At 67.2% G+C, this 13023-nt stretch carries 11 protein-coding genes and 1 pseudogene; 9 read left to right on the top strand and 3 right to left on the bottom strand.

What is annotated here, in order from left to right:
* Positions 1-4 precede the first annotated feature (4 nt).
* Both U5A82_RS17765 and mobA read right to left on the bottom strand, forming a co-directional pair.
* Complete coding sequence (locus U5A82_RS17765) at positions 5-1588, bottom strand: ABC-F family ATP-binding cassette domain-containing protein (protein ID WP_326292204.1); 1584 nt, start codon at positions 1586-1588, stop codon at positions 5-7.
* A 149-nt stretch (positions 1589-1737) separates the two neighbouring features.
* A complete protein-coding gene (gene mobA / locus U5A82_RS17760; protein ID WP_326292983.1) occupies positions 1738-2265 on the bottom strand; it encodes a molybdenum cofactor guanylyltransferase in 528 nt (175 codons plus the stop codon).
* Between the two features lie 47 nt (positions 2266-2312).
* Between mobA and U5A82_RS17755 the strand changes: the two genes are divergently transcribed.
* The 6 genes and pseudogenes from U5A82_RS17755 (at position 2313) to fdhD (ending at position 9370) form a co-directional block, all read left to right on the top strand.
* On the top strand, positions 2313-3215 hold the full coding sequence (locus U5A82_RS17755) for a LysR family transcriptional regulator (RefSeq protein WP_326292202.1): 903 nt from the start codon (positions 2313-2315) through the stop codon (positions 3213-3215).
* A 97-nt stretch (positions 3216-3312) separates the two neighbouring features.
* Entirely contained in the window at positions 3313-3765 is a 453-nt protein-coding gene (locus tag U5A82_RS17750) for an NAD(P)H-dependent oxidoreductase subunit E (RefSeq protein ID WP_326292200.1), read from the top strand.
* Positions 3762-5396: a formate dehydrogenase beta subunit gene (locus U5A82_RS17745; protein WP_326292199.1), complete on the top strand. Its 1635-nt coding sequence runs from the start codon at positions 3762-3764 to the stop codon at positions 5394-5396. The genes U5A82_RS17750 and U5A82_RS17745 overlap by 4 nt, the downstream gene beginning before the upstream one ends.
* Positions 5393-8239 carry a formate dehydrogenase subunit alpha gene (fdhF, locus tag U5A82_RS17740; RefSeq protein WP_326292198.1) on the top strand — a complete coding sequence of 949 codons (2847 nt, stop codon included), beginning with the start codon at positions 5393-5395 and terminating at the stop codon, positions 8237-8239. Before U5A82_RS17745 ends, fdhF begins: the two co-directional genes overlap by 4 nt.
* A 9-nt stretch (positions 8240-8248) precedes the next feature.
* Positions 8249-8554, top strand: a complete 306-nt coding sequence (locus tag U5A82_RS17735; RefSeq protein WP_326292197.1) for a formate dehydrogenase subunit delta — start codon at positions 8249-8251, stop codon at positions 8552-8554.
* Between the two features lie 28 nt (positions 8555-8582).
* Positions 8583-9370: pseudogene (gene fdhD, locus U5A82_RS17730) on the top strand (formate dehydrogenase accessory sulfurtransferase FdhD).
* A 15-nt stretch (positions 9371-9385) separates the two neighbouring features.
* On the opposite strand, the gene U5A82_RS17725 reads toward fdhD, so the two are convergent.
* Entirely contained in the window at positions 9386-10591 is a 1206-nt protein-coding gene (locus U5A82_RS17725) for a penicillin-binding protein activator (protein WP_442802185.1), read from the bottom strand.
* A gap of 11 nt (positions 10592-10602) precedes the next feature.
* Between U5A82_RS17725 and rsmI the strand changes: the two genes are divergently transcribed.
* The 3 genes from rsmI to gshB all read left to right on the top strand — a co-directional run bounded on the left by rsmI (position 10603) and on the right by gshB (position 12911).
* A complete protein-coding gene (gene rsmI / locus U5A82_RS17720) occupies positions 10603-11445 on the top strand; it encodes a 16S rRNA (cytidine(1402)-2'-O)-methyltransferase (protein WP_326292195.1) in 843 nt (280 codons plus the stop codon).
* Positions 11442-11795, top strand: a complete 354-nt coding sequence (locus tag U5A82_RS17715) for a YraN family protein (RefSeq protein ID WP_326292193.1) — start codon at positions 11442-11444, stop codon at positions 11793-11795. Before rsmI ends, U5A82_RS17715 begins: the two co-directional genes overlap by 4 nt.
* Before the next feature lie 141 nt (positions 11796-11936).
* Positions 11937-12911, top strand: coding sequence for a glutathione synthase (gshB, locus tag U5A82_RS17710; protein WP_326292191.1), 975 nt, complete (start codon positions 11937-11939; stop codon positions 12909-12911).
* The last annotated feature ends 112 nt before the right edge of the window (positions 12912-13023 follow it).

Genomic DNA, 13023 nt, shown 5'->3' with positions numbered 1-13023 from the left:
CGGCTTAGGGACCGCCCAGCGCGATCCGCCGCGTGATGCGGATCGCGTCGAGGAATGCGGGGTCGTGGCTGACGACCAGCAGCGCGCCGTCATAAGCCACTAGGCCCTGTTCGATCGCCATGATCGAATCGAGGTCGAGATGATTGGTTGGCTCGTCCAGCAACAGCAGCGGCGGTAGGCTGTCGCCACCCAGCACGCAGGCGAGCGCCGCGCGCAGCCTTTGCCCCCCGCTCAGGCTGTCCACCCGTTGCAGCGCCAGATCGGCGCGAAAGCGGAAGCGCGCCAGGGCGGCATGGACCGCATTGCGGGTGGCGCCTGGATGCAGGCGAGCGAAATTGTCGGCGATTGTGGCGTGCGGCAGGAGCAGGCTGGCGTCCTGATCGAGCAGGGCGCAATCCACCGGCCGGTGGATATGACCGGCGATCGGCGCCAGATCACCCGCGATCAGATGCAGCAGCGTCGATTTGCCTGACCCGTTGGGACCGGTGATGGCGATCCGCTCCGGCCCGGCGATGGTGAGGTTGATCCCACGAAGCGGTGGATCGTCGGCATCATGGCCCGCGGTGACATCGTCGAGCGTGACGAGGATGCGCCCCGGCGGCACGTTGGCGGAGGGCAAGGCGATCCGCAGGGGATCGAGGATCTCGATCCTGGCGCGTGCCTCTGCCATTGTCGCCTGCGCCTCCGCCGCTTGCTGTTGCGCGCGGCGGGCGGCATCGCCGCTGGATTGTTCCGCCTGCTGCTTACGCCGCCCCAGCAGGATGCGCGGCATGCCGCCCTTTGCCGCCCGTCGTGCGCCCGCGCCGTCGCGTTTCTGCTGGCGTTCGGTCGCGATCTGGGTCTTGCGGGCAAGGTCCGACGCCTGGCGATCGGCCTGGTCGAGCGCATGCCTAGCGGCGGCCAGTTCGACATCCTTGCGCGCCCGCCAGGCCGACCAGTTGCCGCCAAAGCGGGCGATGCCCAGCGTCGTCAGTTCCGCGATGGCGTCCATCCGTTCCAGCAGCGCGCGGTCGTGGCTGACGACGATCGCGCCGCCGCGCCAGCGCTGGAGCAGGGCGGCAAGGGCATCGCGACCCTCCGCGTCCAGATGATTGGTCGGTTCGTCCAGCAGCAGCCAGTCGGGCCGGGCGAAAACCGCCGCCACCAGCGCCGCGCGGGTGCGCTGGCCGCCCGAAAGCCGGGCAAGCGGCGTCGTCGGATCGGCCGTCAGTCCCACGTCCGCCAACGCGTCGGCCAATCGCGCGGGCAGGGTCCAGTCGCATGCCTCCAGTTCCGCGATCGACGCGTGGCCGCCTTCCGCCTTGTCCAGCAGGGCGATCGACGCGCGCAGGTCGAACAGGTCGGCGATGGACTGGTGGGGATCGGGCGCGAGCGTCTGGCGCAAGGTAGCGAGCGTGCCGGTGACGCTGACCTGTCCCTGCGTGGGCTTTCGCTCGCCGGCGATCAGGGCGAGCAGGGTCGATTTGCCGACGCCGTTGCGGCCGATCAGGCCGATGCGTTCGGGGACGAAGCGGAAGTCCAGACCGGAGAGGACGGGCGTCCCGTCAGGCGCGGACCAACCGAGTTTCGAAAGTGTGATGGCAGGCATGGACGATATCTTTCCTGAAAGCGAAGCGGGGGCGCTGAGCGTTCAGGCTGATATCCATGACGGCGATCCTTTCGGTATAGCGGGCCTGCAATCTAGGCGGTGCAGCGCGCAGGGGCAAGGGTTGGCGCTGGCTCGCCGATGCTTTGGGGCTATGGCGCGAGGCGCGCCAGATCCTCAGGGCGGTTGATGTTGGGAAGGATGAGGTCCGGCATGTCCACCACCCGCGCGCCGATATGATCCAGCCAGCCATGGATGGAGCGGTTGTTGTCCGCAGCCAGATGCGTGTCGAGTGCGGGCGCGAGTGTCGCGGGCCACCAGCCGAGCAACTGTTGCCCTTTCAGGATGGCCGCGCCCATGCCGATCAGCGCGGCGGGCAAGGCGGCGGGATAGACGGGCATGTCGCAGCCGCTGGTCAGGACGCCGGTAAAGCCGTGGGCCAGCGCATGATGGAGCGCGGCATTGAGACCGCCCAATGGCCCCATGTCGGGCGCAGGCCGATCGGGCAGGCCGCCTTCCCGCCCGCATATGACGATCGCCGCGACATGGGGGGACAATCCCGCCATCGCATGGTCGATCAGGGTGCGGCCATCGGCCATGCGCGCCATCGCCTTGTCGCTGCCGAAGCGGCTGGAACGGCCGCCGGCCAGTATCGCGCCCAATATCCTTCGCTCGTCCATCGCCGCTCCCTTGATAGCCATGCTCTATAAGGCATAAGGTGGGCGATATGCAGACCCGCCTTGTCGAATATTTTCTGGCGCTGGAGCGCGAAGGCCATTTTGCGCGCGCCGCCGCGCATTGCAACGTGTCGCAGCCGACTTTGTCGGCGGGCATCGCCACGCTGGAGGCGCAACTGGGCAAGCGGCTGATCCGGCGCGACCGCAAATATGGCGGGCTGACGGCGGAGGGCGATGCGATCCTGCCCTGGGCGCGGCAACTGGTCGCGGCGGCCGAAGCGCTGGGGCAGGCGGCGGAAACGGCGCGCGGGCCGCTGAAAGGCGAATTGCGGCTGGGCGCGATCCCGGCGGCGATGCCGGCCATCGGTTGCCTGGTCGCGGCGATGCAGGCGCGGCATCCGGGCCTGAACGTCTCCGTCCGCGCGTTGACGTCGCGGCAGATCGAGCGGGAGCTGGCGGCGTTCGAACTGGACGCAGGACTGACCTATCTGGATTTCGAGCCGCCCGCCCATGCGCTGGCCGTGCCGCTCTATGTCGAACGGACGATGCTGGTCAGCGCGATCGACGGCGTGGCGGTGCCCGATCCGCTGGATTGGGCGGCGCTGGCGACCTTGCCGCTCTGCCTGTTGCATCAGGGGATGCAGAACCGGCGCATATTGGACGCCCGCTTGTCCGAGCGCGGCCTGGCGCTGCGGCCGTTGGTGACGGCGGACTCCTATGTCGCGCTGCTGGGGCTGGTGCAGCAGGGGCGACTCTGCTCGATCATTCCCGACAGTCATGCGACCTTGCTGGCGGGGCTCGCCTGGGCGCGGACGGTGCCTATGCCCGACATGGACGAAGGAAGCCGGATCGGCGTCATCGTGTCCGACAGTGCGCCTATGGGACCGCTGGCACAGGCGGTGCTGCGTGTCGCGCGGGAGTTGCGCCTGCCGCCGGGCTTCCGGATCGCTTGATAGGATTTTCCTATCGAAGATGGACGACTTCGATTTGACCCCCTGATGGCCCCTCGCGCAGGATGATGCGCAAAACAGAGCCAAAAGGCAGGGTGTGATGGAAGAGTTTATCGGCACATGGACCGTGCGCCATGGCGCGACGCGCGACCGGCTGTTGCCGCTGCTCCACGCGATGCAGGAAGAAGCGGGCTATATTGACGACGCCTGGGTGCCGGTGATCGCGAAGGCGCTCAATCTCAGCCGCGCGGATGTCCATGGCGTCGTCACCTTCTACCATGATTTTCGGCGGGTCGCGCCGGGGCGGCATGTCGTGAAGCTGTGCCGGGCGGAAAGTTGCCAGGCGCGCGGCGGCGCGGCGATCGAGGCGGCGGCGGCGCGGCGGCTGGGCGTGGCGATGGGTGAGACGCGCAGCGACGGTCAGGTGGCGCTGGAACCGGTCTATTGCCTGGGCCTGTGCGCGATCGGCCCCAATGCGCTGGTCGATGGGCGGCCGGTCGCACGGATCGACGCGGCGGCGCTGGAGCGGATCGCGCTGGAGGTGGCGGCATGAAAGTCTATGTGAGCCGGGACATGGCGTCGATCGCACTGGGCGCGGACGACGTGGCGCGCGCCTTCGCCGAGGCTGGATGCGAGGTAGTGCGGACCGGATCGCGCGGGCTGTTCAGCATCGAGCCTCTGGTTGAGGTGGAGACGGCGGACGGGCGGATCGGATTTGGGCCGGTCGGGCCGGGCGATGTGGCGGCGGTGCTGGATGGCAGCCATGCGGCGCGGCTGGGCAAGGTCGATGCGCTGCCCTTCTTTGCCGGACAGCAGCGTTTCACCTTTGCGCGCTGCGGGGTCATCGATCCGCTGAGCCTAGACAATTATGCGGCGCATGGCGGCTGGGCCGGGCTGGACGCGGCGCGGGCCTCGGAGCCGCAAGCCGTGGTCGATGCGGTCAAGGCGTCGGGGCTGCGCGGGCGTGGTGGCGCGGGTTTTCCGACCGGGATCAAATGGCAGACGGTGCTGGATGCGCCGGCCGGGGACAAATATATCGTCTGCAATGCGGACGAGGGCGACAGCGGCACCTTTGCCGACCGGATGCTGATGGAGGGCGACCCCTTTTGCCTGATCGAGGGCATGGCGATCGCGGCCCATGCGGTGGGCGCGGGCCATGGCTATATCTATATCCGGTCGGAATATCCCTTTTGCATCGCGACCATGCGGGCTGCGATCGACGCGTCGGAGGCTATCGTCGCGCCCTTCACGCTGGAGGTGCGGGAGGGGGCGGGGGCCTATGTCTGCGGCGAGGAAACGGCGCTGCTCAATTCGATCGAGGGTAAGCGCGGACAGGTGCGCGCCAAGCCGCCCTTGCCTGCGCTCAAGGGGCTGTTCGGTCAGCCGACCGTCATCAACAATGTGCTGAGCCTGGCGGCGGTGCCCTTCATTTTGGCGGAGGGGTCGGAGGCCTATGCGGCGGTCGGGTTCGGGCGCTCGCGGGGCACGATGCCGGTGCAGCTGGCGGGCAATGTGCGGCATGGCGGGCTGTACGAGATCGGCTTTGGCATCACGCTGGGCGAATTGGTGAACGACATCGGCGGCGGCACGGCGAGCGGGCGGCCGGTGCGCGCGGTGCAGGTGGGTGGGCCGCTGGGCGCCTATTTCCCGCCCAGCATGTTCCATCTCCCGTTCGATTATGAGGCGTTCGCGGCGGCGGGCGGGCTGATCGGCCATGCGGGGATCACGCTGTTCGACGACAGCGTCGACATGGCGCATATGGCGCGCTTCGCGATGGAGTTCTGCGCTGCGGAAAGTTGCGGCAAATGCACCCCCTGCCGGATCGGATCGACGCGCGGGGTGGAGATTATGGACCGGATCATCGGCGCGCGCGATGCTTCTGTCTCCGTTCGCCCTGAGCCTGTCGAAGGGCTTTCCTGCCTTGAAGATATGGGGAAGGCTTCGACAGGCTCGGCCCGAACGGGGGAGGGGTATTTGAACAGAGCCCTTTATTCCCGCGCGCCGGATCGGATCGACGTGTCGATCGAGGCGCAGACCAGCCTGTTGCGCGATCTGGCCGATACGATGAAATATGGGTCGCTCTGTGCGCTGGGGGGCTTCACGCCCTATCCGGTGCTGAGCGCGCTCGACCATTTTCCCGAAGATTTCGGCGCTGCTGCGCCCATCAAGGAGGCGGAGGAATGAGCTTCACCCGCGAAACCGATCATGGCACCCCGGCGGCCATCGCCACAGGCAGGTCCGTTACGTTGACCATCGACGGGCAGAGCGTCACCCTGCCCGAAGGCACCAGCATCATGCGCGCGGCGTCGCTGACCGGCGGGTCGATCCCCAAGCTCTGCGCGACGGACAGCGTCGAAAGTTTCGGGTCGTGCCGCCTGTGCCTGGTCGAGGTCGAGGGGCGCAATGGCTATCCCGCCTCCTGCACCACGCCGGTGGCAGACGGCATGGTCGTGCGCACGCAGACCGACCGGCTGAAGCAATTGCGGCGCGGGGTGATGGAACTCTATATTTCCGACCATCCGCTCGATTGCCTGACCTGCGGCGCGAACGGCGACTGCGAATTGCAGGATCAGGCGGGGGCGGTGGGCCTGCGCGACGTGCGCTACGGCTATGACGGCGCAACCAACATGGGGCAGGCGAAGGACCAGTCGAACCCCTATTTCGATTTCGATCCCAGCAAGTGCATCGTCTGTTCGCGCTGCGTGCGCGCCTGCGACGAGGTGCAGGGCACGTTCGCGCTGACCATAGAGGGGATGGGGTTCGATTCGAAGGTTTCGGCGTCGCAGGGCGAGGATTTTCTGGGGTCCGAATGCGTGTCCTGCGGGGCGTGCGTGCAGGCGTGCCCGACCGCCAGCCTGATCGAGAAGGCAGTGGTGGAGATCGGTACGCCCGACCGCGCCGTCGTCACCACCTGCGCCTATTGCGGCGTGGGTTGCACGTTCCGCGCGGAAATGCGGGGGGAGGAACTGGTGCGGATGGTGCCGTGGAAGGACGGCAAGGCCAATCGCGGCCATAGTTGCGTCAAGGGGCGCTTCGCGTGGGGCTATGCCCAGCATCAGGACCGTATCCTCAATCCCATGATCCGCGCGTCGGTCAGCGAGCCGTGGCGCGAAGTATCGTGGGACGAGGCGATCGCTTATACTGCGAGCGAGTTTCGGCGTATCCAGGCGAAATATGGCACCCGCTCCATCGGCGGGATCACGTCCAGCCGTTGCACCAATGAAGAGACGTTCCTGGTCCAGAAGCTGATCCGGCAGGGGTTCGGCAACAACAATGTCGATACCTGCGCGCGGGTGTGCCACTCGCCGACCGGCTATGGCCTTAGCCAGACATTCGGCACATCGGCAGGGACGCAGGATTTCGACAGCGTGATGCAGGCCGATGTGATTCTGGTGATCGGGGCCAATCCGACCGACGGGCATCCGGTGTTCGCGTCGCGCATGAAGCGGCGACTGCGGCAGGGGGCGAAGCTGATCGTCATGGACCCACGCCGGACCGATCTGGTGAAATCGCCCCATGTCGAGGCGGAGCATCATCTGCCCTTACGGCCCGGCACCAATGTCGCGATGCTGACTGCAATGGCGCATGTGATCGTGACCGAGAAGCTTTACGACGAGGCTTTCATCCGCGAACGGTGCGACTGGGATGAGTTTGCCGACTGGGCGGAGTTCGTGTCAGAACCTGCGCGTTCCCCCGAAGCGATCGAGCCGCTGACCGAGGTCAAGGCGGACGAAGTGCGTGCGGCGGCGCGGCTCTATGCCACCGGCGGCAATGGCGCGATCTATTATGGGCTGGGCGTGACCGAGCATAGTCAGGGCAGCTCGACCGTGATGGCGATCGCCAACCTCGCCATGGCGACCGGCAATGTCGGGCGCGAGGGCGTGGGCGTGAACCCGCTGCGGGGGCAGAATAATGTGCAGGGGGCGTGCGATATGGGCAGCTTCCCGCATGAGTTCAGCGGGTATCGCCATGTGTCGGATACCGCGACGCGCACTTTATTCGAGCAGGCCTGGGGCGTGGCGCTGGACGCCGAGCCGGGGCTGCGCATCCCCAATATGCTGGACGCGGCGACCGACGGCACGTTCAAGGGGCTGTTCGTGCAGGGGGAGGATATCCTTCAGTCCGATCCCAACACCCACCATGTCGCGGCGGGCCTCGCGGCGATGGAATGCGTGGTGGTGCAGGATCTGTTCCTGAACGAAACCGCCAATTATGCGCATATCTTCCTGCCCGGATCGACCTTCCTGGAGAAGGACGGCACTTTCACCAATGCAGAGCGCCGCATCCAGCGCGTGCGCAAGGTGATGGCTCCGCTGAACGGTCATGCCGATTGGGAGATCGTGCAACTGGTGGCGAACGCCATGGGCCTTAACTGGACCTACGAGCATCCGTCGCAAATCATGGACGAGATCGCGGCGCTGACGCCGACCTTTGCGGGCGTGAACTATGATCGGCTGGAGGCGGAAGGGTCGCTGCAATGGCCCGCGAACGATAGTGCGCCTACGGGCACGCCGACCATGCACCGGGACGGCTTCGTGCGGGGGAAGGGCAAGTTCGTCGTCACCGACTATGTGCCGACCGACGAGAAGACCGGGCCGCGCTTCCCGCTGCTGCTGACGACGGGGCGCATATTGTCGCACTATAATGTCGGCGCGCAGACGCGGCGGACCGCCAATACCGCCTGGCACCCGGAGGATCGGTTGGAGATGCATCCGAGCGATGCGGACAATCGCGGCCTGAAGGATGGCGACTGGGTGACGCTGCGCAGCCGGGCGGGGGAAACGACGCTGCGCGCGCTCATCACCGAGCGGGTCGCGCCGGGGGTGGTCTATACGACCTTCCACCATCCCGAGACGCAGGCGAATGTCATCACGACCGACTATAGCGACTGGGCCACCAACTGCCCCGAATATAAGGTCACGGCGGTGCAGGTGATGGCGTCCAACGGGCCGAGCGACTGGCAGCAGGACTATGCGGAGCAGGCCCGGACCAGCCGCCGCATCGCCCCGCTGGAAGCGGCGGAATAGGTGGGGGCGATGAGCGACGACACGCATGTCATGTCCACCACGGACCGGCTGGTCTATATGGCGCACCAGATCGCCCGCAATCTGGCGAGCATGGGCGAGGACAAGGCCGTGGAAGCGCTGGCCGAACATCTGACCCGATATTGGGACCCGCGCATGAAGGTGCAGATCGTCGCCATCGCGCAGGAGCAGCCGGATCGCCTGTCGCCCACCGTCGCCGCCGCCGTCGCGCGGATGGCGCAGGGGCGGGCGGCGCCGCATGTCGATGCCGCGCAGTTCAATGCTGTGGACGAAGCAGGGCATTGCGACGCCGGTTGAGCGGGGAGCGATCCCTCGCTACGCCGGGATGATGGATGCCGACCGCCAGAACATGACCTTCGACCGGTTGACGCCCGATGGGGCCACGGCGTCGATCGATCGCGCGCTGGCGGAAGAGGTGCCGGTCGCGATCGAGTTCAACGGCATCGGCTATGCGGTGCTGATGGCGACGCCCATCGATATCGGCGATCTGGTGTTAGGCTTCGCGCTGGCCGAGCGGCTGATCGGGCCGGGCGATGCGCCGTTCGATGTCGACACCCACCGTACGGAGCAGGGCATCGTGGCGCGCGCCACCCTGCCGCCCGATCGCACCGACGCGCTGCTGGAGCGGGTGCGGCATCGCGCGTCCGAATCCTCCTGCGGCATTTGCGGGATCGAAAATCTGGAGCAGGCGATCCGGCCGTTGCCGCCGGTCACGGCAAAGTCGCGGGCGGATCGTACGGCGATCTTCTGGGCGCTGGAGGCTTTGCGCGATCATCAACCGCTCAACGCCGCCACCGGCGCTGCCCATGCTGCCGCGTGGGTCGGGGCGGACGGTGCGATCCGGCTGGTGCGGGAGGATGTCGGGCGGCACAACGCCTTCGACAAGCTGATCGGCGCGATGGCTTATCTGGCGGCGGGTTGGAACGGCGGCTTCGCGCTGTTGTCTTCGCGCTGTTCCTACGAACTGGTGGAGAAGGCGGTGTTGAGCGGTTGCCCGCTGCTCGTCACCATTTCCGCGCCGACGCGGCTGGCCGCGACCCGCGCGGGGAAGCGGGCCTGCCGATCGTCGTGCTGGCGCGGCGGGACGCGCTGCTATCAAGCGCGCCCCTCTGACGCCCTGCCTGGGGATTATTCCCCGAAGCTGCGCGGGGCGGGTTCGACCACGGTGACCGCGCCAGCGCCGACTTCGCTGACCTCCAGCGCGCGTTCGGCCACGCCTGCGCGGTTGAAGCGGAACGCACCGTCGATGCCGGAAAAACCGCCCGAATCGCGCAGACGCGCGGCAGGGAAGGGTGCGCCGGGCTTCCAGTCCTGCGCGATCCGCACCGTCAGCAGGACCGAATCATAGCCGAGCGAGGACAGGCGGAAGGGGGCGCTGCCGTAGCGGGCGCGATATTTGGTCGCGAGCTGGCGGTAGAGCGCGTCGGACACGCTGGCGAACCAGGCGCCGCGCAGCACCGGGCTGGCGGCCAGCGTCCCTTCCGTATTCCACAATTCGGTGCCGAGCAGCCGCGCGGTCGCACCACCATTTTTGCGCACGATCGGTGCGACCTGCAACGCGACCCGGCCGCTGTCGGCGATCAGCAGCGCGTCATAGCTGGACGATGCCTGCAACGCCTTGACCGCGGCGGCGATCGACGCCGGGCTGCGGTCGAACGTCTGCATCGACACCACCGTGCCGCCGGACTGTTCGACGGCGCGCAGCAGCGCGTTGCCCGCGCGTTCACCATAGACGCCGCGCGGCACCAGCGCGCCGAAGCGGGACAGGCCCTTGTCCTTGGCATAGCCGATGACGCGATCGATCGACTGGGCGGTGTTGTAGCCCAGCACATAGACGCCGCTGCCCGCGATGCTGGCGTCGTTGGAGAAGCTGATGACCGGCACATTGGCGCGCGCCGCGATCGGGCCGATGATGCGGGCGTCTTCGGCCAGCAACGGCCCCAGGATCAGGCGATTGCCGTCAGCCAGCGCCCGGTTCACGGCCGCCGCCGCGCCCAGCGCGGTGTCGTAAGTGGTGATGCGCACCCGGTCGGTCTTCGTATCCATCAGCGCCAGCGTGGTGGCGTTGGCGATCGATTGGCCCACGCCTGCATTGGCGCCGCTCATCGGCACCAGCAGCGCGACGCGATGGCGCGTCGCGTCGGTGGGCAGGCCCTGCACCACTTCGGGGCCGGTCGGCCGGGTCGGGCCGGTCGGGGCGACCGGTCCCGGCCCCTTGGGCACGATCGACTGACAGGCGGCCAGGAACAGCGCGGCCCCCATGAAGGCGCAACGCGCGCCGCGCTTCACCGCCGCGAACACATTTGCTTGCCGGGGGGCATCCGTCTCTGTCATCTGGCGTCCTTATGGAAACTCGAACTTCTGGGCTAGAGCCTGGGCTTTATATCGTCGCGGGGCCGATCGGCAACCTTGGTGACCTTACGCCGCGCGGGGCGGAGGTCCTGCGACTGGCCGATGTGGTCGCCGTGGAGGATACACGGGTGAGCGCGCGGCTGCTGCGCCATGCCGGATCGGACCGGCCGATGGTCCCCTATCACGACCATAGCGCGGAAAATGTACGCCAGCGACTGGTCGAGCGGATGGCGGGCGAATCGGTGGCCTTGCTGTCGGACGCGGGGACGCCGCTGATTTCCGATCCGGGCTACAAGCTGGTGCGCGACGCGCGGGCGGCGGGGCGCAATATCACGACGCTGCCCGGACCCAGCGCGGCGATCGCGGCGCTGACCTTGTCGGGGCTGCCGACCGATCGTTTCCTGTTCATGGGATTTTTGCCCAGTAAGGCGAAGGCGCGGGGCGACGTGCTGGACGAGGTGGCGGCGTTGCGGGCTACATTGGTCTTCTACGAAAGCGGGCCGCGCCTGTCGGACAGCCTGTCGGCCATGGCCGCGCATCTGGGCGATCGGGAGGCGGCGGTCAGCCGGGAGATCAGCAAGACGTTCGAGGAAACGGCCTGCGGCACTTTGTCCGAACTCTCCGCCCGCTATGCCGACGCCCCGCCCAAGGGGGAGATCGTGGTGACGGTCGGGCCGCCGGGTGAAGCACCGCCCGCCAGCGCGGAGGATGCCGACGTGGCGCTGCTGGAGGCGCTGACGCGCCTGCCGGTGTCGAAGGCGGCAGGCGAGGTCGCCAAGAAATTGGGGCTGGACCGGCGGACGCTTTATGATCGGGCGACGGAATTGAAGGGGTGACAAGAGCGGCGGCGGAGAAGCGCGGGCGGCAGGCCGAACGCATCGCCGCCTGGTGGCTGCGGCTGAAGGGCTGGCAGATCGTCGGCCGACGGATGCGGACGGCAGCGGGGGAGGTGGACCTGGTCGCGCGGCGGGGCGCGATGCTGGCATTCGTCGAGGTGAAAGCGCGGGGTAGCGCCGCGGAATTGGACCGGTCGATCGACGAGCGGCGGCTGGCGCGGGTCGCCAGGGCGGCCGAAATCCTATGGCACGAGCTAGCGAAACCGGGCGACGACATGCGAATCGACGTCATCCTCCTTGCGCCCGGCCGCGCGCCGCGCCATCTGGCCAATGTCTGGCATGGGGGGTGAAAACCGCCCATCCATCAATCCCGTTCGCTTCGAGCGGAGGTTCGAGCGAAGCCGAGAACCGCAGTCGAGAAAGTTTCTCGACGGGCGCTTCTCGACAAGCTCGAAGCTGCTCGAACCTAACGGTTTAAGGGAATGACGCGCATGACCGAACTCAACCCCCTGACCGTCGCGATGCAGATGGACCCGATGGAGGGCATCAAGATCGGCGGCGATTCGACCTTTCACATCATGTTGGCGGCGCAGGCGCGGGGGCACCGGCTCTATCATTATCTGGCGCCCGACCTGACGTTTCAGGGTGGCCGGGTGTGGGCGATGGCGCGGCCGGTCAAGGTCCAGAAGCAGGAAGGCGATCATTTCGCCTATGGCGACTGGGAAGTGCTGGACCTGGGCCGCGACGTCGATGTCGTGTGGATGCGGCAGGACCCGCCCTTCGACCTCAGCTACATCACCGCCACCCATCTGCTGGAGCGGGTGCAGGCCGAAACATTGGTGGTCAACGATCCCGCATCGGTCCGCAATGCGCCGGAAAAGCTGTTCGTGCTGGACTATGCACGCTTCATGCCGCCGACCATGATCACGCGCAGCCTGAGCGCGACCCGGAAATTTCTGGAGGAGCATGGCGAGATCGTGGTGAAGCCGCTGTACGGCAATGGCGGCGTGGCGGTGTTCCATGTCGACAGCAAGGGATCGAACCTGTCGTCGCTCGTGGAACTGTTCAAGGCGTCCTGGGTCGAACCCTTCATGGTCCAGGCCTTCATCCCCGGCGTGGCGCAGGGGGACAAGCGCATCGTGCTGATCGATGGCGAGGTGGCGGGCGCGGTCAATCGTATTCCTGGCAAGGGCGAAATCCGGTCGAACCTGGCGGTCGGCGGATCGGCGGCCAAGACCGAACTGACCGACAAGGAACGCGAAATCTGCGCGGCGATGGGGCCGGAACTCAAGGCGCGCGGGTTGTTGTTCGTGGGGATCGACGTGATCGGCGGCGAGTGGCTGACCGAAATCAACGTGACGTCGCCGACCGGCCTCGTGTCGATCGACGCTTTCGACGGGATCGACACCGGCGGCATGATCTGGGACGCGATCGACGCCCGGCTGGCGGCGCGCGTGGCGGGCTGAACGTGACATCACAGATTCGTTCGGGCTGAGCCTGTCGAAGCCTTTCACTGCTGTTGAAGAAAAGTAAGACCCTTCGACAGGCTCAGGGCGAACGGAAGAGAGGGTGGCGCGT

The sequence above is a fragment of the Sphingobium sp. CR2-8 genome, assembly GCF_035818615.1.
In the GTDB taxonomy this organism is placed as follows: domain Bacteria; phylum Pseudomonadota; class Alphaproteobacteria; order Sphingomonadales; family Sphingomonadaceae; genus Sphingobium.
The sequence above is the reverse complement of the archived record's forward strand: the minus strand, read 5'-3'. Positions and strand labels throughout refer to the sequence as shown.